This is a genomic window from Aurantibacter aestuarii, assembly GCF_003008425.1.
Taxonomy (GTDB): domain Bacteria; phylum Bacteroidota; class Bacteroidia; order Flavobacteriales; family Flavobacteriaceae; genus Aurantibacter; species Aurantibacter aestuarii.
This window is the reverse complement of the sequence record NZ_PXOQ01000009.1, coordinates 299,436-323,302: the sequence shown is the minus strand read 5'-3', so window position 1 is coordinate 323,302 and position 23,867 is coordinate 299,436. Positions and strand designations below refer to the sequence as shown.

21 protein-coding genes are annotated in these 23,867 nt (G+C 31.8%); 12 read left to right on the top strand and 9 right to left on the bottom strand.

The annotated features are described in order from the left end of the window. The first annotated feature begins 31 nt into the window (after window positions 1-31). Entirely contained in the window at window positions 32-1,291 is a 1,260-nt protein-coding gene (locus C7H52_RS08205) for a putative DNA modification/repair radical SAM protein (RefSeq protein WP_106463417.1), read from the top strand. Next, entirely contained in the window at window positions 1,292-2,062 is a 771-nt protein-coding gene (locus C7H52_RS08200; protein ID WP_106463416.1) for a TIGR03915 family putative DNA repair protein, read from the top strand. Window positions 2,063-2,136: 74 nt separating this feature from the next. Here the strand turns inward: C7H52_RS08200 and C7H52_RS08195 are convergent, their stop codons facing one another. Beyond that, the gene (locus C7H52_RS08195) at window positions 2,137-2,634 is read right to left on the bottom strand and encodes a hypothetical protein (protein WP_106463415.1); all 498 of its coding nucleotides are present in this window, start codon (window positions 2,632-2,634) and stop codon (window positions 2,137-2,139) included. 135 nt (window positions 2,635-2,769) lie between these two features. On the opposite strand from C7H52_RS08195, the gene C7H52_RS08190 reads away from it, so the two are divergent. Further along, the gene (locus tag C7H52_RS08190; protein WP_106463917.1) at window positions 2,770-5,685 is read left to right on the top strand and encodes an FAD-binding and (Fe-S)-binding domain-containing protein; all 2,916 of its coding nucleotides are present in this window, start codon (window positions 2,770-2,772) and stop codon (window positions 5,683-5,685) included. On the opposite strand, the gene C7H52_RS08185 is transcribed toward C7H52_RS08190, so the two are convergent. Both C7H52_RS08185 and C7H52_RS08180 read right to left on the bottom strand, forming a co-directional pair. Next, window positions 5,686-6,543 carry a hypothetical protein gene (locus C7H52_RS08185; RefSeq protein WP_106463414.1) on the bottom strand — a complete coding sequence of 286 codons (858 nt, stop codon included), beginning with the start codon at window positions 6,541-6,543 and terminating at the stop codon, window positions 5,686-5,688. It abuts the gene before it with no gap. A 67-nt stretch (window positions 6,544-6,610) separates the two neighbouring features. Next, window positions 6,611-7,459 carry a UDP-2,3-diacylglucosamine diphosphatase gene (locus C7H52_RS08180; protein WP_106463916.1) on the bottom strand — a complete coding sequence of 283 codons (849 nt, stop codon included), beginning with the start codon at window positions 7,457-7,459 and terminating at the stop codon, window positions 6,611-6,613. A 175-nt stretch (window positions 7,460-7,634) separates the two neighbouring features. Between C7H52_RS08180 and aroC the strand changes: the two genes are divergently transcribed. The 7 genes from aroC to C7H52_RS08145 all read left to right on the top strand — a co-directional run bounded on the left by aroC (window position 7,635) and on the right by C7H52_RS08145 (window position 15,254). Continuing rightward, the gene (gene aroC / locus C7H52_RS08175; RefSeq protein WP_106463413.1) at window positions 7,635-8,696 is read left to right on the top strand and encodes a chorismate synthase; all 1,062 of its coding nucleotides are present in this window, start codon (window positions 7,635-7,637) and stop codon (window positions 8,694-8,696) included. 129 nt (window positions 8,697-8,825) lie between these two features. Then, window positions 8,826-10,145 carry a dicarboxylate/amino acid:cation symporter gene (locus tag C7H52_RS08170; RefSeq protein ID WP_106463412.1) on the top strand — a complete coding sequence of 440 codons (1,320 nt, stop codon included), beginning with the start codon at window positions 8,826-8,828 and terminating at the stop codon, window positions 10,143-10,145. Between the two features lie 50 nt (window positions 10,146-10,195). Next, window positions 10,196-11,011 (top strand): sulfurtransferase, encoded by an 816-nt coding sequence (locus C7H52_RS08165; RefSeq protein ID WP_106463411.1) that lies wholly within the window; start codon window positions 10,196-10,198, stop codon window positions 11,009-11,011. Between the two features lie 226 nt (window positions 11,012-11,237). Then, window positions 11,238-12,257, top strand: a complete 1,020-nt coding sequence (locus C7H52_RS08160; protein ID WP_106463410.1) for a T9SS type A sorting domain-containing protein — start codon at window positions 11,238-11,240, stop codon at window positions 12,255-12,257. Window positions 12,258-12,472: 215 nt separating this feature from the next. Further along, on the top strand, window positions 12,473-13,627 hold the full coding sequence (gene egtB, locus C7H52_RS08155) for an ergothioneine biosynthesis protein EgtB (protein WP_106463409.1): 1,155 nt from the start codon (window positions 12,473-12,475) through the stop codon (window positions 13,625-13,627). Beyond that, the gene (gene egtD / locus C7H52_RS08150; protein ID WP_106463408.1) at window positions 13,628-14,578 is read left to right on the top strand and encodes an L-histidine N(alpha)-methyltransferase; all 951 of its coding nucleotides are present in this window, start codon (window positions 13,628-13,630) and stop codon (window positions 14,576-14,578) included. Between the two features lie 7 nt (window positions 14,579-14,585). Then, window positions 14,586-15,254: an aspartate/glutamate racemase family protein gene (locus tag C7H52_RS08145; RefSeq protein WP_106463407.1), complete on the top strand. Its 669-nt coding sequence runs from the start codon at window positions 14,586-14,588 to the stop codon at window positions 15,252-15,254. Here C7H52_RS08145 and C7H52_RS08140 read toward each other — a convergent pair. Continuing rightward, a complete protein-coding gene (locus C7H52_RS08140) occupies window positions 15,251-15,667 on the bottom strand; it encodes a thiol-disulfide oxidoreductase DCC family protein (RefSeq protein WP_106463406.1) in 417 nt (138 codons plus the stop codon). The two genes, C7H52_RS08145 and C7H52_RS08140, sit on opposite strands and share 4 nt — an antisense overlap. Before the next feature lie 43 nt (window positions 15,668-15,710). On the opposite strand from C7H52_RS08140, the gene C7H52_RS08135 reads away from it, so the two are divergent. Beyond that, window positions 15,711-16,166, top strand: coding sequence for an Mpo1 family 2-hydroxy fatty acid dioxygenase (locus tag C7H52_RS08135; protein WP_106463405.1), 456 nt, complete (start codon window positions 15,711-15,713; stop codon window positions 16,164-16,166). A gap of 10 nt (window positions 16,167-16,176) precedes the next feature. On the opposite strand, the gene C7H52_RS08130 is transcribed toward C7H52_RS08135, so the two are convergent. From C7H52_RS08130 to C7H52_RS08115, 4 genes are read right to left on the bottom strand one after another with little or no spacing between them, the layout of a single operon-like run. Further along, window positions 16,177-18,342 carry an endonuclease MutS2 gene (locus tag C7H52_RS08130; RefSeq protein ID WP_106463404.1) on the bottom strand — a complete coding sequence of 722 codons (2,166 nt, stop codon included), beginning with the start codon at window positions 18,340-18,342 and terminating at the stop codon, window positions 16,177-16,179. Window positions 18,343-18,369: 27 nt separating this feature from the next. After that, window positions 18,370-19,260 (bottom strand): bestrophin family protein, encoded by an 891-nt coding sequence (locus tag C7H52_RS08125; RefSeq protein WP_106463403.1) that lies wholly within the window; start codon window positions 19,258-19,260, stop codon window positions 18,370-18,372. Window position 19,261: 1 nt separating this feature from the next. After that, window positions 19,262-20,392, bottom strand: coding sequence for an FAD-dependent monooxygenase (locus tag C7H52_RS08120; protein ID WP_106463402.1), 1,131 nt, complete (start codon window positions 20,390-20,392; stop codon window positions 19,262-19,264). Window positions 20,393-20,401: 9 nt separating this feature from the next. Then, window positions 20,402-21,895, bottom strand: a complete 1,494-nt coding sequence (locus C7H52_RS08115; protein WP_106463401.1) for a YfcC family protein — start codon at window positions 21,893-21,895, stop codon at window positions 20,402-20,404. Between the two features lie 96 nt (window positions 21,896-21,991). On the opposite strand from C7H52_RS08115, the gene ung reads away from it, so the two are divergent. Beyond that, complete coding sequence (gene ung / locus C7H52_RS08110) at window positions 21,992-22,657, top strand: uracil-DNA glycosylase (protein WP_106463915.1); 666 nt, start codon at window positions 21,992-21,994, stop codon at window positions 22,655-22,657. 111 nt (window positions 22,658-22,768) lie between these two features. Here the strand turns inward: ung and C7H52_RS08105 are convergent, their stop codons facing one another. Next, a complete protein-coding gene (locus tag C7H52_RS08105; protein WP_106463400.1) occupies window positions 22,769-23,749 on the bottom strand; it encodes a hypothetical protein in 981 nt (326 codons plus the stop codon). Between the last annotated feature and the right edge of the window lie 118 nt (window positions 23,750-23,867).

Sequence of the window (23,867 nt, the reverse complement as noted above, 5' to 3'; positions counted from 1 at the left end):
TACATAAGAAATGGTATTTTTAAAATAAAAAATGACATTTAAAAGAACTTTGGAAAAATTAGAAATACTTGCAGATGCAGCAAAGTATGACGTTTCTTGTTCGTCGAGTGGTAGCAATAGACAAAACAAATCTAAAGGTTTGGGAGATGCTTCAAGCTCTGGTATTTGCCATAGTTACACCGAAGACGGCAGATGTGTATCTCTTTTAAAAATTTTACTTACAAATTACTGTATTTTCGACTGTGCATATTGTGTTACACGAAAAAGTAACGATGTGCAACGAGCTGCTTTTAAAGTTGAAGAAGTTGTGGATCTAACCATGAATTTTTACAGAAGAAATTATATTGAAGGATTATTTTTAAGTTCAGGAATTTTTAAATCTGCAGACTATACTATGGAACGTTTGGTGGCAGTCGCTAAAAAACTACGTCTGGAACATAATTTTAATGGATATATTCACTTAAAATCTATTCCTGGAGCTTCAGATGAATTAATGCGTGAAGCTGGACTTTATGCAGACAGATTGAGTGTCAATATTGAAATTCCTACAGAAAATGGTTTAAAGCTTTTAGCACCCGATAAAAATAGAGCGGACTTCATAAAACCTATGCAAAAGGTAAAGGATGAGATTATTCAATATAAATCCGAAAAGAAACAAATTAAATCAACTCCTATTTATGCGCCAGCAGGTCAAAGTACTCAAATGATTATTGGGGCTAGTGGAGAAAATGATTTTCAAATTATGCAAACCTCAAATTATTTTTATAAAAATTTTAATTTGAAACGTGTGTATTATTCTGGTTACGTACCTATTAGTTACGATAGCCGTTTACCTCAAATTGGATCTCAGGTTCCTATGTTAAGAGAAAACAGGTTATATCAAACCGATTGGCTTATGAGGTTTTATGGATTTGATGTCAATGAAATTTTGAATCCGTTACACCAGAATTTAGATTTAGATATTGACCCAAAGTTAGGCTGGGCTTTAAGAAATTTGCATGAGTTTCCTATAGATGTCAATAAAGCAAGTAAACGTATGTTGGCTCGTATACCTGGAGTTGGCATGCAGTCGGTACATAAAATTATTCAAGCTAGGCAGTATAGATTATTAAACTGGGAACATTTAAAGAAAATTGGTATAGCTTATAATAGAGCAAAATATTTTATAGTTTGTAATTCAAATCAATTTGAAAAAAGAGATTTAACAGCAGATAAAATAAAAGGTCTAATTCTTCAAAATTCTAAAAGCAAGTACACCAACATGCTTAGTAATCAATTAAGTTTATTTTAAATGTTAGAAGCAAAACATTTTTATTATGATGCAACTTTTGAAGGTTTATTAACTGCTGTCTTTAAGGTTTTTGAATATAAGCTAAGTACCGTAATACTATCAAAAAGCACTGCAGCCCAAGAGCATTTATTTTTAGAGGCTGAAACTGTAATAACAGACTTAGAGCAAAGTAGTAGAGTATGGGATGGATTATGTAAAAAGCTGTCTAAAAATGGAACTCAAATGTTGTATCATGTTTTTTTGAGTGAGATAGAATATTCAGACCAATTGATTTTAGAGTTTTGTATAGCTATTTTTCAAGGAAAAGCTATTGAGTTTGATGTTGCTCATCCCATTACCAGTCAATTACTTAAAATTAAAAAGAAAGTAAGTCGGGAGCGACATAGAATGACTGCTTTTGTTCGGTTTAGATTAACTAAGGATCATATCTATTTTGCCAGTATCGAGCCAGATTTTAATGTACTTCCACTAATAAGTTCTCATTTTAAAAAAAGGTATGCAGACCAAGAATGGTTAATTTATGATGTAAAAAGGCATTACGGTATCTCTTACAATTTAAAAGAAGTCTCTGTGGTGGATTTTGAGTTTCATAATCAACTAGATGTTTTTAAAACAAGCACAGATTTTTTTGCTTTGGAAGAAATTGAATTTCAAACATTATGGCAAAGTTATTTTAAATCGGTTACTATTGCTTCACGTAAAAACTTAAAACTACACACGCAACATGTACCTAAACGGTATTGGAAATATCTTAGTGAAAAGCAGCAATAAAAAAGTCCGTTTTGAAATGTTCAAAACGGACTTTTTACTTAACAACTGTTTTATGGCATTAAAACAGTATATTTTTAGAATTGGTATCTTATACCCAAAGCAATATCTAAATCTAAATCATCATTAAAGTCTCCAAAACCAAGCTCTGGGCGTACATCTAAAGAAATTAATAATGGAATATCAAAGTTATATTCTATACCAATATCTCCAGCTGCATAAACAAAAGTTTCGTTATAATCATCATTAAAGCGACCGTTATTAAAATCATTGTCATAACTGTACGACGCAACACCACCACCAACACCGGCATACCAGTTAAATCCTCCATCGATATTCCAAACCCACTGGTAAAGTCCAGTTAATCTAAAACCATCAAAGTTTTTCCCATCTCTAATACCTAAATCAAATTCTAAACGGTTGTCGTCTCCTACAGCTCTCTGGTAAGACACTTCAGCACCAAAACCATCACTATCACCTAGTCTTAACCCTATAGCGTTTTTAGAAATTTCTTGTGCATTCATCATAGCGAATCCTCCTAGAGCAATAGCTACAGTTAATAATATTTTTTTCATAATTTCGATTGATTTTTTGTTCAATACAAATCTATGTGCATTAGTCTTAACAAAATCACAATGTCACCATAAAAATGTGTTAATATTACCTATATATATTAAATTAGTAAATCTTTAGAATAACTGTAGTTTATGATGCAAAAAGCTTTAAACCTTTTAAAAAACAAAATAAAAGGAGATGTGTATTTTGACGAGTTGCATACTCAGATTTATGCTACAGACGCATCAGTTTATAGTATTAAACCATTAGCTGTAGTTTGCCCAAAATCCATTGAGGATATTCAAATTTTAATTGCTTTTGCGACACAACATAAAACAAGTTTAATACCTCGAGCAGCCGGAACATCCTTAGCGGGACAATGTGTGGGTTCTGGGATTGTGGTAGATATTTCTAAACATTTTACTAAAATTGTAAACTTTAATAAACAAGATAAAACCGTAACGGTCCAGCCTGGTGTTGTTAGAGACGAATTAAACTTGTTTTTAAAACCACACGGTTTATTTTTTAGTCCAAATACCTCTACCTCAAACCGATGTATGTTAGGTGGTATGGTAGGAAACAATTCATCAGGCACAACATCTATAAAATATGGTGTGACCAGAGATAAGGTAGTGTCATTACAAACGGTATTAAGTGATGCGTCTTTAGTGAGTTTTAGAAAGTTAACTAAGGAGCAATTTGAACAAAAAGCGTCACTGCAAACATTGGAAGGTGCAATTTACAGAGAGATTCAGCAAAATCTTCAGGATAAGCACACACAATCTCAAATTGATACAGAGTTTCCAAAACCTGAAATCCATCGAAGAAACACGGGTTATGCACTAGACGAGCTATTATATACCAGCTATTTTAATCGTGGTAATAAGGACTTTAATTTGTGCAAGCTTTTAGTTGGAAGCGAAGGTACTTTAGCGTTTACTACGCAAATTACGTTAAAGCTAGACCAGTTACCGCCAGAACACACAGCATTGGTAGCTTTACATTTTAACAGCATTTCCGACTGTATGGATACGGTTAAGTATACTATGGTGCACGATTTATTTTCGTGCGAGATGATGGATAAAACCATTTTAGATTGCACAAAACGAAATAAAGCTCAATTAGAAAACAGAAAATTTATTTCTGGAGATCCTGTAGCTATTTTAATGTGTGAATTTAAAGCAGAAACAGAACTGGAATTAAATAACCAGATACAGATATTTCTAAATGATCAGATGGTTGTGAAGCAAAGTTATCACAATGCTATACTGTATCATGAAGACGTTAATAAAGCTTATGAGTTAAGAAAAGCTGGTTTAGGTTTGTTAGGAAATATTATTGGAGACTACAAAGCGGTTGCTTGTATAGAAGATACTGCGGTTACTTTAGATGATTTATCTAATTATATTTCAGATTTCTCCAAGCTAATGGAGCAATTTGAGCAAAAACCTGTTTACTATGCTCATGCAGGTGCAGGTGAAATTCATTTAAGACCGATTTTAAATTTAAAAAAATCTGAAGATGTTGCACGGTTTGAAGCCATTACAAGTGCAGTTGCAAAATTGGTTAAAAGTTATGGAGGCTCTTTTAGTGGCGAGCATGGCGATGGGATTGTAAGAGCATCATACATTCCTGAAATGCTTGGAGAACATAATTACAAGGTTATTAAAAAGATTAAAACAGTTTTTGATCCACATCATATTTTTAATCCAGGCAAGATTGTAGATGCTTTACCTATAACCGAAAATTTACGATATCTTCCAGATCGAAAAGAACTTGAAATAGAAACTTTTATGGACTTTTCTGCTTCTGAAGGCATTTTAAAAGAGGCTGAAAAATGTAATGGGTCTGGAGATTGTCGTAAATCTGAAGTATTTGGCGGTGTGATGTGCCCAAGTTATCGCGCTACAAGAGACGAGAAAGATACCACTAGAGCAAGAGCAAATGCCCTTAGGTCTTTTTTAACCCAATCTGAAAAAAAGAACCCGTTTAACCATAATGAATTAAAAGAGGTATTCAGTTTGTGTTTAAGTTGTAAGGCTTGCGCTACAGAATGTCCAAGTAGTGTAGATGTAGCAGCTTTAAAAGCTGAATTTCAATACCAATATAAAAAAGAAAATGGTGCATCATTTAGAACCAAATTACTAGCAAACAATTATAAACTTAATAAAAAAGCAGAAGCGTTTACGAAGTGGTCTAACAGCTTATTATCTTTTCCAATAACTGGTTATATTATAAAAAAAACATTCAGATTTTCTTCTAAAAGAAGCTTGCCGTTATATTCAAATATAACTTTAAATAAATATTATCAAATAAAAGTAAATGAGTTAGTTAGTGATAAATATATTAAGCAAATATATTTATTTAATGATGAGTTTACCAATTATTACGATTCAAAAATTGGGCAAGATGCTATACATTTATTAACTCGATTAAATTATCAGGTTATCATATTAAAAAATGACGAATCGGGTAGAGCATTAATTTCAAAAGGATTTTTAGAAGAAGCTAAAGTTTGTGCAGATTATAACATTTCACTTTACCGAACTAAAGTAAATTCAAATGCACCTTTAATCGGTATAGAACCCTCAGCGATATTGACTTTTAGAGATGAATATTTAAAATTAGCCACTAACAAAGAAGAAGCTAAAGAATTGGCCACTCATACTTTTATGATTGAAGAGTTTTTAGCTCAAGAAATTGCTTGTGGAAATATAAATTCAAATCAATTTACCCAAGATTCTAAAACCATTAAATTTCATGGGCATTGCTATCAAAAAGCCTTAAGCAGCCAGATACATTCGTTTCATCTTTTAAATTTACCTAAAAACTACGAGGTTACTATAATTCCTTCGGGCTGTTGTGGTATGGCAGGAAGTTTTGGTTATGAAAAAGAACATTATTCTATTAGTATGCAAATAGGAGAGCAAACCCTTTTTCCGGCTGTAAGAAAAGCAAAAAAAGAAGTCATTATCGCTGCCAATGGTACCAGCTGTAGGCATCAAATAAAAGATGGAACACAGCGCACTGCATTCCATCCTATAAGTATTTTAAAAGAAGCTTTAAAGTAATTAGTTCACTGTATAAGTATCAATAGTTTGCGTATTTGTAATAGATACATTAGTTGGAATTCCTCCTAAATCTATACCAGCTTGCTGTAATAAGGCTACAGTTTGAGCATTCATTGTAAACCCAGAATCAGCTTCTGCATAAACTAATCCAATGCCATCTGCATAATAAGCATCAATAGATAATACATTTTGTTCATCTATAATGGCTAAAGTTGTTGGCACTACAACAGTTATTGTGGTAGAAACAGCCATTCTTAAATCTAATCTAGCCGATGTAACATTACTGTAAGTAACTCCATTAGAACTATAAGTGGCTAAATTTTCTAACTGAGTTGTTTTAAGACTGTAATTAATGTTTAAAGGTATATTTTGTACAGTTTGGCTAATAGTACCTGTTTTAGTATAAATTTCTTGCTCTATACTAGCAGTGGTATCATAAAACTTAGCATCTACAAAATCAATTACTATGTCATTTGCACCTCCTAAAGGAAAAACAAAACTTCCAGTGTTTGTTAATTGTGTGTCTGTAGCAGTTAATTCACCCGACACTAAAAAAGTATTTAAAGTACCGTTTGCAGTGGTATTATTATTAACACTCAAGGTGTATGCGTTACCATTTTGGCTTTCTACTTTTAAAGCATCTGTGCTGTTAGTGTTATTATTTGCATCATTATTATCTCTATTCTCAACATCATAATTCCATTCATTACCAGAACTTAAAGGAAAAAAATCACCAGTTGCGGTTTGTTGCGATGTTGAAGGGTCATTAGGCTCTGGTGTTGTGCTGTTGTCATCATCAGATGAGCAAGATGAAAAAATAAATACAGTTGCAAATAATAGTTTTAAAATCGATTTCATGATATAAGTCCTCTTAAATTAAGTTCTTCAAATTTAAGATTTTAAACGGAATACTAAAATAAAATGTTTAATTGGCTTTTTTAACGTTGTTACCAAAAATAGTTATAGCAGCTATTAAATCTTTTTCACTCATCTGAACTAAATCTTCATCGACAATAAAAGGGGCAAGCTTATCAGAATCAAAAGTATATAACTTCCAACGTTTAAACTGATATTCTAAAGCGGTAAGATTCTCAACCCAATCTCCTGAATTTAGATATAAAGTTTTTCCTTTAGATGTTTCAACAAGTTCTTTTTTAGGTTGGTGTATATGTCCGCAAACAACAACATCATATTGGTTTTCAATAGCTAGATCTGTTGCTGTTTTTTCAAAATTACTAATGTGTTTAATAGCACCTTTGACACTTTGTTTTATTCGTTTAGATAATGAAAAACGTTCTTTTCCTATTTTGTTTAAAAACCAGTTAACCACACTATTAATAACAATCAAAGTATCGTAACCATAACCACCTAATTTAGCTAACCATTTGGTGTGCTGTATAGAAGCATCAAAAACATCGCCATGAAAGAACCACATTTTTTTTCCATCTATTTTCAATAAAAGTTTATCTACTACAGAGATATTTCCAAATGTAACGTCGCTAAATTTTCTTAGCATATCATCATGGTTTCCAGTAATATAGGTTATTTTAGTACCTTTAGTGGCTAAACTTAAAAGCTTTTTAATGATTTTTAAATGAGATTTCGGAAAGTAATTTTTGTTAAACTGCCAGATATCTATAATATCACCATTTAAAATGAGATGTTTTGGCTCTATAGAGTTAAGGTATGTTAACAGCGCTTTGGCTTGACAGCCATAAGTTCCCAAATGCACGTCTGAAATAACAACAATATCTAATTTACGCTTAAACTTCAATTCAATTTTATTTACAGAGCAAATATGCCACTCTAATAACAACTAAACGTTAAGCCATAATTATCTTATTATGAGTAAATTGTTAAGTTAACATTAAGAAATCGAATGAATCGTCAATAAAAAATACGATGGTCTATATTTGATTTCTTATTTTTACCACGATAAACCTAAAATTATGGCAGGAAATACCATTGGAACCCTTTTTAAATTAACTACTTTTGGAGAATCACATGGTACCGCTATTGGTGGTATAATAGACGGTTGTCCTCCAAATATTAGTTTGGACTTAGAAGATATTCAAAAAGATTTAGATAGACGAAAACCTGGTCAGTCTGCTATAGTTACCCAGCGTAAGGAAAGTGATACTGTAAAGTTTCTTTCTGGTATTTTTGAAGGTAAAACTACTGGCACTCCAATTGGATTTGTTATTGAAAATGAAAATCAGAAATCTAAAGATTACTCGCACATAAAAGATAGTTTTAGACCTAGCCATGCAGACTATGTATACCAACAAAAGTACGGTATTAGAGATTACAGAGGTGGCGGGCGCAGTTCTGCTCGCGAAACCGCTAGTAGAGTGGTGGCTGGAGCGGTAGCAAAACAAGTTATTGCTAGTATTAAAATTAATGCATTTACATCATCCGTAGGCGATTTATTTATAGATAAACCTTATCAAGATTTAGATTTTTCAAAGATAGATGCTAACGATGTGCGTTGTCCAGACAGCACTTCAGCAGAAAAAATGATTGAAAAAATTAAAATCATAAAAAAACAAGGCGACACCATTGGAGGAACCATAACTTGTGTGGCTCAAAATGTACCTGTAGGTTTAGGAGAACCCGTTTTCGATAAATTACATGCAGAACTAGGTAAAGCCATGCTAAGTATTAATGCAGTTAAAGGATTTGAATACGGAAGTGGCTTTTGTGGTGCAAAAATGAAAGGTAGCGAGCATAATGACTTATATAACCCAGATGGAACTACCAAAACTAACCTATCTGGTGGTATTCAAGGCGGAATTAGTAATGGCATGGATATTTATTTTCGTGTGGCATTTAAACCCGTAGCAACTTTAATACAAAAACAAGATACATTAACAAAAACTGGAGAAATTATAGAATCTCAAGGAAAAGGTAGGCACGACCCATGTGTGGTACCAAGAGCAGTACCAATCGTAGAAGCAATGACCGCATTAGTTTTAGCCGATTTTTATTTGCAAAACAAAATGTATCTTTAGCTTTTACATAAGGAGCTATTTCTTGCTTTACGCTAAATCTTTTTTTGCCATTTATCAAAGCAAAAAAAGGATACCGCTGCAATCAAGGCTAAAAAGTAGATTATATTTTAAAACAGAGGACATCATTATATGAAAAAATTAGCATTACACTGGAAGATATTAATAGGAATGGCGTTAGGTATCCTTTTTGGGTTCTTAATGAATAATGTAGATGGCGGAAAAGATATTGTATCCGACTGGATAGCGCCTTTCGGTACAATTTTTATTAACCTTTTAAAGCTTATTGCCGTTCCATTAATTTTAGCATCCTTAATTAAAGGTGTTGCCGATTTAAAAGATATTTCCAAAATAAAACAAATGGGTTTGCGTACTATTGGTATTTATATCGCAACAACCTTAGTCGCAATAGTTATAGGGCTAGCCATAGTAAATCTAGTAAAACCTGGAGCTGGTATGGATCCAGATACTATAGAAAATATAAAATTATCATTTGAAACTTCTGGTAGCGATATGGTTACCAAAGCAAAAACCACACAAGATGCAGGACCACTACAAGCATTAATTGATATTTTTCCTCAAAACATTTTTGTTGCCTTAGGAGATGCCAGCATGTTACAAATTATATTTTTCGCCTTATTTGTCGGGATATGTTTGTTATTAATTGAAGAGAAAAAAGCAAAACCATTAATTAAATTTTTCGACTCCTTAAATGAAGTGGTAATGAAAATGGTAGATTTAATCATGCTATTTGCGCCTTATGCAGTTTTTGCATTATTAGCTAACGTTATTATAGCGTTCGATGATCCAGAGATTTTAATTAAACTAGTAGCTTACGCAGCTTGTGTAGTTGGTGGTTTAATTTTAATGATTGGTTTTTATTTAGTTCTGGTAAAAGTAATTGGAAAAAAATCGCCTTTATGGTTTTTAAAACAAATTAGTCCTGCTCAATTATTAGCATTCTCAACCAGTAGTAGTGCTGCCACCTTACCGGTAACTATGGAACGAGTAGAGGAGCATGTAGGTGTAGATAAGGAAGTAGCGGGATTTGTGTTACCAGTTGGTGCAACCATAAATATGGACGGTACTAGTCTATACCAAGGTATTGCGGCTGTTTTTATTATGCAGGTCATTTGGCCAGAAGGGTTAACTTTTGGTAACCAGATGGTTATTATTTTTACAGCATTATTAGCATCTATAGGTAGCGCAGCAGTACCAAGTGCTGGTATGGTGATGTTGGTAATTGTCTTAGAATCTATAGGTTTCCCGGCAGAATTATTACCAATTGGTTTAGCCTTAATTTTTGCAGTAGACAGACCATTGGATATGTGTAGAACAACCGTAAATGTTACTGGAGATGCTACTGTTTCTTTATTAGTAGCAAAATCCCTAGGAAAATTAAGAGAACCTAAAGTTAAAAATTGGGATGATAATTATGATAAAGTTAAATAGGATATAGGTGAAATAAAACGTAATTGGTAAGACTATTTAAACTATAATATATGAATTCTCATCTTGTTTCTGTAGATTGGCTAAATAAGCATCTTGACGATAGTGACCTTATAGTTTTAGATGCTACTATGCCTAAAGTAACTTCTGAAAATCGTAGTGATACAGATTTAGAAGTCATACCAAATGCGGTTTTTTTTGATATAAAAAATACTTTTAGCGATAGTAATTCGCCATTCCCAAACACTATTTCAGGAGAACAACAGTTTGAAAAAGAAGTACAAGCTTTAGGAATAAACCAAAATTCCATAATTGTTGTGTATGATAATTTAGGAATTTACAGCAGTCCTAGAGTATGGTGGTTGTTTAAAACATTTGGTTTTAATAGAGTTTATGTTTTAAATGGTGGTTTACCGCAATGGAAGAAAAAACAATTTAAAACGGCTTCAAACTATTCTAAAGTTAAAACTAATGGAAATTTTAAAGCATTATATCAACCAAATAAAATTGTTTATTTTGAGTCGTTGCCTTCAATAATAGAAGATCCTAACATTACAATTATAGATGCGCGTTCTTCAGAGAGGTTTCAATGTATAATTCCGGAACCAAGAGCAGGTTTACGTAGTGGTACAATTCCTAACTCTATAAATTTGCCCTATGAGCAAGTGCTAGAAAATGGTTGTCTAAAATCTAAGGAGCAGTTACAACAGCTATTTAGATCTTTATTAACCACAGACCAATTAATTTTTACTTGTGGTTCTGGTATAACAGCCTCAATTTTAGATTTAGCAGCTAGTGAAGCTGGCTATCAAAATACTTCTGTATATGATGGTTCTTGGACAGAGTACGGAACTCTAAAATCTGATTAATTTTTTTTCATTTTTGAGGATTTCTAGAAGAAAAATCTTAAGCTTAATTTTTAAAATTCTTAAAATATTCTTAAAAAAATAAAGGTTTAGGTCTCTGTAAATGAGTAAACTAGGCGTAAATGCTCATAAATTTTATTTTTAAAAAATTACATTTATTTTTTTCATCGTTTTATTTTCATATTTAAAAATAATCTACATTAGATTATTAATTTAAACTTAAAAAAACATGAAAAAAACTTTACTTTTTATAGTTGTCCTTTTAGGATATTTTTCATTAAACGCTCAAGATTTAATGACACAGAATTTTAATGCTTTAACGGTTGGCAACGTTGGAACATCTATTACTGGTGCTACACCAGGACAAGGTGGACTGTTTACATACACTCCAGCTGGTGCAAATACCAACTTTCAAATTTATAGTGAAGGTGGAGCTTATGGAAACGCTCTACAAATAGCAGGACCAACTAATGCAACAGATGTTAGATACGTTTGGCAAGATGGTTTAGATGCTGCTTGGGCAACTCGTACAGTAGGAAATAATATCTTAATTGTAGAATATGATTTTTATACGGGTCCAAGTACAACCAGTGCAGGAACTACTGGAATGAGATTATTTAATGCAGCTGGGCAAACCATAGCAGGTTTTAGATTTGTGCCTTCTACAAAAGTGATTACTGGACTAGCTAGATATAATAATAATGGCACGATTGGAACCTATTTCTTTAATCTAGGAGCTGCTAATGCTGCAATTACTCTAGCTGCAGATACTTGGTACCGCATAGGTTTCGCATTTAATAAAACAACAGGAGAAGTAACTTGGAAAGGAACTAATTTTAATGCTTCTATTATTGGTACAGAAATTGGTATTGATCCTGATGAAGCTGATTTTTTAGTAGTACCTAGTACTGGGAATACGGTATCTGTAGTTGCTAAATTTGATAACTTATTGGTTAGAGCTTCTGCTACAGAAAATGTATTAAGTGTTTCAAGCTTTGTTGCGCCTATGGCAAATACACTTTCAATATATCCTAATCCAGTTAAAGATTATTTTACTGTGTCCACTAAAACAAGTTTAAAAATTTCTAATATTTCAATTACAGATTTAAATGGCCGAATAGTTAAAACGGTTTCTTCACAATTTATTAAAGAAGGACAAGTAGACATATCGGACTTAAGAACTGGAATGTATGTTTTAAGTTTGCAGACTAATGAAGGTGTAATCGCTAAAAAAATTATTAAAAATTAAAGATTAATAATAAAGGTTAAATTCAAAAAGGGAGAAATTATTTTCTCCCTTTTTTTTATTTACAGAAATTTAAATTTTTTTAATCTATAAATTCGAGTTTGCTTAAAAATTATAGTGCTGAATAAAACATTATTTATAAATGTTAAAACTCTTATAATTGTAAAGAGGTCTGTAAAGCTATTTTGTAATTTGTTTGAGATATTTAGATTTTTTAAATGACAGTACTTGAACACTACAAAAATACAAGAGCCTATACTAACCAAATTTGCAAACCTTTAGAGATTGAAGATTACACACCACAATCTGCAGAATTTGCTAGTCCACCAAAGTGGCACTTGGCACATACATCTTGGTTTTTTGAGGAAATTATACTAAAAAAATACATTAAAAATTATCAAGTTTTTAATTCCGATTTTTCTTTTTTGTTCAATAGTTATTACAACAGTTTAGGTGAACGTTTGGACCGCAGTAAACGTGGCCTAATAACTAGGCCAAGTATTACAACAATATTTAAATATCGGGACCATGTAGACCATTTCATGATAGCATTACTTGAACAAGAAAATTTAAAAGCTGACATTGTAGAATTGGCCATTTTAGGACTTAACCATGAACAGCAACACCAAGAACTTCTAATTACAGATATAAAATATACGCTATCCTGTAATCCAACATATCCAAAGCTATATGACATTAATTATGTAAATGAAGTAGAGTCTGTAAATAAACCAGCATATATTTCTATACAAGAAGGCATATATAATATAGGTCATAACAAAAAAACTTTTAGTTATGATAACGAATCTGGATACCACCGCGTGTTTCTAGAACCATTTCAAATCGCTCAAAACTTAGTTACTAACGAAGAATATATGCGATTTATAAATGCTGGAGGATATAAAAATCCTAATTATTGGTTGGATGATGGCTGGCAATTTATAAAGGAAAATGCAATTACAGCACCATTATATTGGAAGCAAAAAGAGAGTAGTTGGATGTCTTATACATTATCTGGATTAGAACCTATAAATTTAGCAGCGCCCGTATGTCACGTATCTTACTACGAAGCTCAGGCATTTGCCGCATGGTCTAAAAAAAGATTACCTACAGAGTTTGAGTGGGAAGTTGCCAACTCTAAATTTAAATGGAATCAACGTTGGGAATGGACTAATTCCGCATACTTACCTTATCCCAATTATAAAAAACCAGACGGTGCAGTAGGCGAGTATAATGGTAAATTCATGATTAATCTCATGGTTTTAAGAGGAAAATCTTTAGCAACATCACCAAACCATAGTAGAGCTACTTACAGAAACTTTTTTTCACCAGAAACCAGATGGCAATTTTCTGGAATTAGATTAGCAGAATAAATGAAAACAAACCAATTTAAAAACGAAGTTCTTGAGGGATTACAAAGCTCTCCAAAAACCTTACCTTCAAAATATTTTTATAATAAAAAGGGCGATGCGCTTTTTGTGGAAATCATGAATTTGCCAGAGTATTATCTTACTAGAGCAGAATTTGAGATTTTTAAAACAAAATCTGAAGCTATTATAAAACGTATCGATTTAGATAAAATCCCATATTTTGAATTAATAGAGTTAGGTGCTGGCGACGGAAAAAAAACGAAAGAGTTTTTGAAAGCTTTATTACAGTTAAATTTAGAGTTTTCTTATGTGCCTATAGATATTTCTCAACATGCCTTAGACAACTTAGAGCAGCATTTAAAAACGGAATTTAATTCACTTAAAGTAAAACCCAAACAAGGGAAATATTTTGAAGTTTTGCAGGATATTAAATTAAATAAGGCTCCTAAGGTAATTATGTTTTTAGGGTCTAACTTAGGGAATATGCCAGATGAGGAAGCTAAACGATTTATGAAGAATCTTAATGATGCGTTGCAAGAGAATGACAAGGTTATTTTAGGCTTGGATTTAATTAAATCTGAAGATATTGTTCTTCCAGCTTATAACGACGCACAAGGCGTTACAAAAGCATTTAATATGAATTTATTAAGCCGAATAAATGAAGAACTTTATGCAGATTTTAATCTAGAACAATTTGACCATCAACCAGAATATTCTGAAGAAACAGGTGTAGCAAAAAGTTTTTTAGTGAGTAAGAGCGATCAAAACGTTAGTTTTAACGGAGCAGGAGTTACTATACCATTTAAAAAAGGAGAAAAAATTCATACCGAAATATCCAGAAAATATAACGAAAGCATCTTAAAGGACATTTTAGACCAGACTCAATTTAAAATTATAGATCAGTTTTTAGATTCTAAATCCTATTTTTCAAGTTATATTTTAGAAAAACATTAATTTGTGTATGACAGCTCCAAAAGTTACCATTTTAGGATTAGGTGTTAAGAGTACACAATACTATATTGAAGAATTACACAAAAAATATCATGAAAGATATCAGGAATATGCAACGTGTCCTCATTATGTATATCAAACCGATTTTAATGAGATTAATCCATTTTTACCAAATCAATTTGATACATTAATTCCTAATTTAAAAGCCATACTTTCTAATCTATATCAACTTCCAACTCAACAGGTTTTAGTGCCAAATATTACTTTACATGAGACTTTAGACCAAATTGAAACCGATTTAAAATTTATTCATCCAATAAAATTAACCGCAAACTATTTAAAATCTCGAAATTTAAAACATGTTGTTATTTTTGGAACGTCTTACACGATGAATTCCAATTATATAAAAAATGCGTTTAAAGCTGAAGGTATTCAGGTTTCCGAAATAGATAAAGAACATCAAAACGACATAAATCACTTAAGACAGCATTTGTATGCTCATGATGTCACTGAAATTGAATTGGCAGAATATATAGATTTAGTGCATTATTATGCACATAAAACCATCGTTATTGCATGTACAGAGCTATCTATAGTAAACGCGCATTTAAAACCAAAAAATAGTGTAGATATGGCAGAGCTTCAAATCAACGAAGCATTAAAATTATATCATATTTAATCTATAAATTTTGCTTTTAATTCTGGAGTAGGAATCCAACAACTCTCTTTTTTTCCATACCATTTATAACGATTTTTAGCCACATAATCATACACCATATTTCTAATAAAAGCAGGAACAATTAAAAAAACATAAAGCAAGTTAGTAGGAAATCCAAGATGTTTTGCAATAAGCAAAGCTGCGGTAGATTTGCTAACTACGCCTTTATCTTTTCTATATAATAAAATGGAGTCTGTTTTAGAGGAATCAATTTTATATTTTTCAATAATTTCCTTTCCAATATCGCTTTGTAATGCGGCAAATACATACTTGTTTTTATGATCACGCTCAATAACATATTGCACAGAACTGCTGCAAAGATTGCAAACACCATCAAAAAGAATCAAGTCTTTATTTTCAGGAATATCCATCATAGTTTACAAAAATAATTCATTATTTTTAAAGAAATTACTAATTATGAAAAGTTTACAACAATGGTTTGATGAGTATGCAGTAAGTCATCAAAATGAAACCAATATTAAAATACATTTTATTTGTGTGCCGGCAATATTCTTTTCTGTAGTTGGTTTATTTATGTGTATTCCAGATTATGGACTCTTGTCGTTTTTAGGACATCCAGCAGTTTCTAATTGGGCTTTTGTATTGTTAATTATATTTTTAATAGGATTCTACTTTAGATTATCTATAAAAATAGGCTTGCAAATGCTTTTATTTTCTGTGTTTTGTTTAATAGGAAACTATTACATCTCTATTTATTTTCCGTTACTATTTGTGTCCTTATTACTATTTATTGTCGCTTGGATTGGACAGTTTTACGGACATAAAGTAGAAGGGAAGAAGCCTAGTTTTATAAAAGACTTACAGTTTTTGTTGGTTGGTCCAGCCTGGGTAATGTATAAGATATTTAAATAGTTGTATAATTTTATTTCGCACGTTCCACAAGCTCCAGTTGGTCTATATTTACATTAGACGTAAACATGCCATAATTAACGGTAGCTTTATTTTTTTCAATTTTATCTATAGTTCCAACCGCTCGACCGTCGTGCATTCTTACTTTATCATTTAATTTCAAAACTGGTTTTGGTTTTTCTTCAACTACGGGCTTTTTCTTGGCTTCTTTTTTCTTTTCCCGAATCACTTCAACTTTTTTCTCAGCCTCTTTTTTAACTTGAATTTCTTTAGCTTTTTCGGCTTTACGTTGTTTAGCGCTTTGTTTTTTTCGTTTAGAATTTTCTATTTGTACCAGTTTAAACAATTCTGCCATAAGCTCACGCTTTTTCTTATCGGTAAAGAATTTTTCGGCAACATCATTTACTTTCTGTCCTAAATAAATTAAACGCTGATTAGAATCGTATAATTCCTGATAGCTTTCTAATTTTTTCTGAATTTTAGTATTGATTTCTTCCAGTTTATCGGCTTCACTTTGTTTTTTACGTTCGTTAAGCTTTAAAGACTGCTCGGTTTTCTCCAGTTTAGAGCGTTCTTTTTGAAGTTTTGCTATAGTAGCATCAAAACGTACTTTACTACGCTCAATCTTCTTTTTAGCACGATTAATAAGGCTGTAAGGTATCCCGTTTTTCTGAGCCACTTCAAATGTAAAACTACTACCTGCTTGTCCCAATGCCAGTTTGTACATAGGTTCTAAGGTTTTCTCGTTAAACATCATATTAGCATTAATCATTTCATCTTTCTCGCTAGCTAACATTTTTAAATTGGCGTAATGCGTAGTAATTATACCAAAAGCATCGCGGCTGTAGAATTCTTCTAAAAAGGTTTCAGCTAAAGCACCACCAAGTTCCGGGTCGGAACCTGTACCAAATTCATCTATTAAAAAAAGCGTGTTTTTATTACACTTTCTTAAGAAGTAATTCATCTGTTTTAAGCGGTAACTATAAGTAGAGAGATGATTTTCAATTGATTGGTTATCTCCAATATCACTTAAAATTCTATCAAAAATAGTCACTTTACTACGTTCATGAACTGGAATTAGAAATCCGCTCTGCAGCATAAGTTGTAATAAACCAACTGTTTTTAAAGTGATACTTTTTCCACCAGCATTTGGTCCGGAAATAACGATAATACGACTATTCTGGTTTAATTCAATAGTTTGTGGAAAAGTGGTTTCACCTTTTTCTTTATTGTTTAAATAGAGTAGCGGATGGTAGGCATCTCGCAGATAAATTTCTCTTTCCGATGAGATTTCTGGTAAAATAGCGTCCATAGATTTAGCATACTTAGCTTTTGCTGAAATCACATCCACATCGGTTAAAAATTCCTGATAATTTTTAATTAGCGGTAAAAATAAACGCAGATAATTAGTCAATTCTTTTAAAATACGAATTTCCTCTTCGTGCTCTTCGTACTCTAAATTATTTAATTCACGACTATGGTTAAGCGTCGTTTCTGGTTCAATATAAACAATACTTCCTGTTTTACTGCCACCCATAATGGCGCCTTTAACTTTACGTCTGTACATAGCTTTTACTGCCAATACACGACGATTATCTACGACAGACTCACGAATATCATCTAAATAATCTAAATTGTGATAAGTGTTTAAGGCTGAAGCAAAACTGGAATTAATCTTACCTTTTAATTTATTAATTTGCTGTCGTAACTCTTGTAATAAAGGCGAAGCATCGTCTTTGACTTCATTAAAACGATTAATAACAGCGTCAATTTGTTCTATAATTTGCTTAGTAACTTCTATACGTTTACTAAATTGCTCCAGTGTTGGATAATATTCTTTAAATTTTTGTAAAAAAGTAACTAAGTCATTAGCAGTTAATGAAATAGAAACAATTTTTTTTAAGCTTAATGGCTCTAAATAAGTATTTTCAATTTTTAAAAGCTGAAGTTCTTTCGTAATGGCATCAAAACCATGGTTAGGTATACGATTATCATTATAAAAAGAAGAGACATAATCGTTAGTAAGTTGAAGCTCATAAATTAAAGTGTCCTTATCCTTAAAAGGAAGAATTTTAAAAGCTTTTTCTTTTCCTAATGTGGTAATACAATGGTCACTAACCTGATTTAAAACCGTTTGGAATTCTAAATCTTGTATCGTTTTTTCGTGAATGTTTATCATTCTAAATTATAATTCTTTTTAGCAAATTTACATGATATAAAACCAATCCTCATCATGTTCTTTTTCTTCGTAATCCTCTTGTCCGGTGACATCTTTTAAATTGGCTTTTATAGTATGCGCAATTGCAGTTACAGCCACATCTGTAGGTTTATTTTCAAAAGGATCTTGTATGGTAAATGCGACCTTTTCTAACAAGAAAAAAGGTAAGGATATAAGCATAAGTAAAGGAATCTTTACATAACTAAACAAATCACTTAAAGCAAAAGACAAACAAATTAAGAAAATATAGATAAACAAATGCAAAGCTAAACGATAATGTCTCGGAAACACTGTGTTTTTAATGCGTTCTGCTTTACCCATAGACTCCACCAGCCTAACTAAAGTGGCATCGAGTTGTATGAATTGAAAATCGTTAATTTTTTTATCTTCCAAGAGTTTTGAAAAATCGGCACTATGTTGATCAATTAATGCCAACGGAATATTACTGTGCTGCTTTAAGGCATCCGTACTTTCTTTAGGAAGATATTTTTCCAAAGTTTTAATATGGTCCAAGTCTCGTAATTTTTGTCCAAGTACAAAACACCAAGCAATTTGTCTATTTGCAATAGTTTGTAGTTCTTCTGGTGTTATATGTTTAGCAAAATTTTTAGTTTGTACAACTAAACTTCTAGAGTCGTTTACAATAGCTCCCCATATTTTGCGAGCCTCCCACCATCGATCGTAAGACTGACTTAATTTAAAAGATAATACGAGTGCTATGGCTGTTCCTAAAAAAGCACCTATGGAAACCGGAACATTAAACGTAGGCAGGAAAATAGATAATAAATAAACTATGATAGAAAAACAGAATACAATAATCATATCCCATTTTATAATATCAAACCAATACCGTAAGGGTATTTTTTTTTCTAAAATCATACTATAAATCTTTTAACTGGTAAACCGAGTGCATATTTTTATCTACTAATGCTTTTGGTAATTGTTTAAACACAAAATTTCTAAGTGATGCTAAAGTACTAAAATGTGCAATTTTTCCTGTAAACCAAGACTGTTTTACAATATTATTAACACGTTTATATCTTTTATTCTGAAAAACACTAAATGCATGTTCAGGATTACTTTTAATATAATGCCCAAGATAGTAGGCGTCTTCTATAGCTTGAGCACCACCTTGTCCCATATTAGGCGTAGTGGCGTGAGCCGCATCTCCCATAAGTAATACCTTATCTTGAAACCAATTTTGTAAAGGTTTTAAGTCGGTAATATCATTTCTTAAAATGGCTTCAATAGGTGTTTCTGAAATTAATTCCTTTGGTATATCATGAAACTCTTTATAAAGTTCTAAAAGTTCTTTTTTTAATGTTAGAGGCTCATCCACACCAAAACCTTCAGCTTTTTTAACAGCAAACCAGGAGGTTTCAGCATCATTAAGCTGGGAAAATCCAAAACGAATACCTTTTCCCCAAAGTTCGCAACCTCTATGTTTAAATGCTTCAGGAAGTGGATTAGGGCTTACACCACGCCAACAGGTTTGTCCGGAATACCTTATTTGACTTTCCGGAAATAACTGTTGTCTTACTTTGGAGTTAATCCCATCTGCAGCAATTAGAAAGTCTGTATGATGAGTGCTTTTATCTTCAAAATGAATAGTTAATCCGGATTCATTCTTTGTATAGTGTGAAAAGCCTTTATTCCAGATCATTTTTTCTTTTGGTAAAGCTTTGACTAATACATGCTGCAGTCGTGCTCTATGAATTGCAACTGTAGTGAATCCGTATTTTTTTTTTGCTGGAATCTGGCTACTATCTGCTAAAGCTTCCAATTTTTCGTTGGTTAATGTAATACGGTCAACTTCATTTCCAGCTTCAAAAACAGCATCTAAAACGCCGCAAAATTCTAATACTTTTAAAGCATTTGGCGCTAACCAAATTCCGGCACCTATAGCGTTGGGTTGTTTTGCCTTTTCGTATAACTGATAAGGAATGTTTAATTTTTCAAACATCAAAGCAGTTGTTAAACCTCCAATACCAGCACCAATTATACTAAACATAAAAATAACTTAAAGATAAACAGATACGGTTAACACCATCATAGTAAAAACTAATAAAATGACAAGTAAAGGCGTTACAAATTTTAACCACTTATCGAAACCCACATTTACTACAGCTAAAGAAGCTAAAATTAATCCGGTTGGATTTATAAAAGCAAATAAACCCATACCATATTGATAACAATTTACTATTATTTCACGACCAATACCAACCGTATCGGCTAAGGGAGACATAATAGGCATAGTTAATACTGCCATACCAGAACTACTTGGAATAAAAAAGGATAATCCACTATAAATTAATAACATGGCATTAGTAAACACACCTTTATTAGCACCTTCTGTAACTGTACTGGCATAATATAACAGTGTATCACTAATTAATCCATCTTCCATAATTACAGAAACCCCTCTAGCAATACCAATAATTAAAGCAACACCTAACAAATCGCTAGCACCTTTTACAAAAGTATCTACAAACTCAGATTCTTTTACACGAGCTAACAAACCAATTAGAATACTTCCTACTAAAAACGTTGCTGTCATTTCTATAAACCACCAGTCTAGCATAGAAACACCTATTATCATAATAACAAAACAACTGGCAAATACAAGTAATATAAGCCTTAGTCTGGTGTTTAATAGCTGAGTTGTGGTGTTTAGACTTTTAAAACGCTGTTCTATTTCGGTTTTTTGAGAATAGATAATAGATTTACGTTCGTCGTTTTTAACCCGTTTTGCATAACGTAAAATATAAGCAATACAAATAGCAGCACTTAGTCCTAACATAATTAAACGACCTGTTAGACCTGTGGTCCAATTAATTCCTGCGGCGTTACTGGCTATTATAGTACTAAATGGATTAACTGTAGAGCACATAGTACCTACACAAGACCCAATATAAATTGAAGCTAAAGCCACCATAGCATCATATTTTGCAGCTAAAAACACAGGAATCAAAATAGGGTAGAAGGCAATAGTTTCTTCGGCTAGACCAAATGTCGTGCCTCCAATAGCTACTAAAATTGTCACTATTACAATTAAAACGAACTCGTAACCTTTTAAGGTTTTTGCTAACCAGGCTATACCAGAATCGAATGCGCCACTTTTATTCATAATACCAATTAATCCACCTAAAATTAAAACCAGAAAAATAATATCTGCAGCCTCAATAATGCCTTTTATAGGAGCTTTTATAAATTCGAAAAAACCTTGTGGTTGGGACTCTAACTTTGTATATGTGTTTGGAATATTTATAGGTTTATAAATTGCTCCAGAAGTAAATTTTTGCAAAGGAATTTTTATTTGTAAATCACTTAAAGTGGCTTGTGTTGCTGGTAAACTTAAAGAGCCATCTACTTTATTTTGAATAAAAGTCTGGGTCGATTTATCATAACTTAAGGTATTATATTTACCAGAAGGAATAACCCAAGTTAATAGCGTTACCATAGCAGCAATAAGTAGTAAAATACTTTGTGCGGATGGAAATTTTAAATGTTTCATAAATGTAATGATCTAGAACACGATTATGGTTTTTGGCCTTAAAAGTTTTAAAAGCTTAAAGATAATATTAATTTTATGGAATACTTAACTATGCTTATGAATGTAACTATTGAACAGAGCTGGAAAGATGCTTTAGCCGAAGAATTTAAGAAACCTTATTTTGAAGAACTTATCGGTTTTGTAAAGCAAGAATATGCGAGTCATACTTGTTTTCCACCTGCAAAATTAATATTCAATGCGTTTGATTCTTGTCCGTTACCTGAAGTTAAGGTGGTTATTATAGGGCAGGATCCGTATCATAATTACAATCAGGCCAACGGGTTATGTTTTAGTATTAATGATGGTGTGGCTTTTCCGCCATCATTAGTAAATATTTTTAAGGAACTACAAGAGGATTTAAAAATTGAAGTTCCAGAATCTGGTAACTTAGAGCATTGGGCAAAACAAGGTGTGTTTTTATTAAACGCAACCTTAACCGTTAGAGCTCACGAAGCAGGAAGTCACCAAAAAAAAGGTTGGGAAATTTTTACTGATGAAGTGATTAAAACTATAAGTGATAAAAATGAAGATGTTGTGTTTTTACTTTGGGGCGGATATGCAAAAAAGAAATCGAAGTTAATAGATAAAACAAAACACCATATTTTAGAATCTGGTCATCCATCACCATTAAGCGCCAATCGCGGATATTGGTTTGGTAATAAGCATTTTAGCAAAACTAATGAGCTTTTAAAAGCTAATGGTTTTAATGAAATAAAGTGGTAGGTTGGTTTACGGTTTTTGTATATGGTGTCATGATTGAAGCAAGCATGCTATGAATTATATATTTTGTTAGTCTATTAAAATTTTTATTTTTCAACAATATAGAAGTTTAATCTATTGCTGGACTTGTTTTTGGAGTTTTTTTAAATCTTTTGATTTGATGTTGTATGATACGGGTGAATATTTTGAATATATTATCTCTCCGGTTGTCGAATTAATAACATTAATATATTTATCTGTGCTGCTTTTGATGTAAATTAAGTAATAAAATGGAGTATTGTCTACGAGAATTTTTTCGCTTAATTCGTCTTTAGATAATAATTGGTACTTAAATTTATAGTCCTTAAATATACTTTTTTCATTGTGTTTTTTTGTTTCGTCTCCAGTGAATTTATTGAATTTCATTAATACATATTCTGGAACATATAAAATTTCATTCTTAAGATTTTTAATTTCCTTTTCATTAATTGTTTCTGAAAATAATGTACGATTTTTACTTTTATTTAAATAGTTCATTAGTGATTGGAGATAATTTTTTAAAATTCCAGGTCTCCAATTGCGAATATGACCGTCTCCATCGTAGTCTGATTGGAAAATTTTATCAGGGTCGGCAAGGGTTTCAAAATCAGTAAAAAGCTCTATTCTTGCTACTTGAATTTTATCTTTATTTTCAAAAGATTTTTTATCTTTTTTGTTTTCAAAGTAATTGTCAGCGCATGTCCATAATTCAAGATATAAATGTGTGTTAGAGTAGTTTATACCATTTTTTGACCTACCGTTTTGATATAGTTTGATAAATTGAACATTTGTTTCATAACCACCTATTGTTAAGAATGAACTATTTGGAGATAGGTAATCTTCAATTTCAGAATATTTAATGAATTCAAATTTTGAGATTGTCCAATTATTCTTAAATACTTCTATAAACTTTTTTGCCTTTTCAGTACTTGGATCTTTCATGGCAATGTAGGTTGTTCCTCCTTTTATTTTTGCAAGCTCAGAAGTATTAGAAATTGCAATCTGGCTTTTTGCATAAAATATAGTTATTACAGTAAACAAAAAAGTTAACAAATAATGGTTGGCTTTCAATGTCATTTTTTTTTAATTAAATTAATTCTGCTTATTCAATCTAATTTTTATATCGGGGTAACATATTGGAATATGAAATCCTTTTTAATGTTTTAAATCATATACTAAACAATGTTAGTTTAAT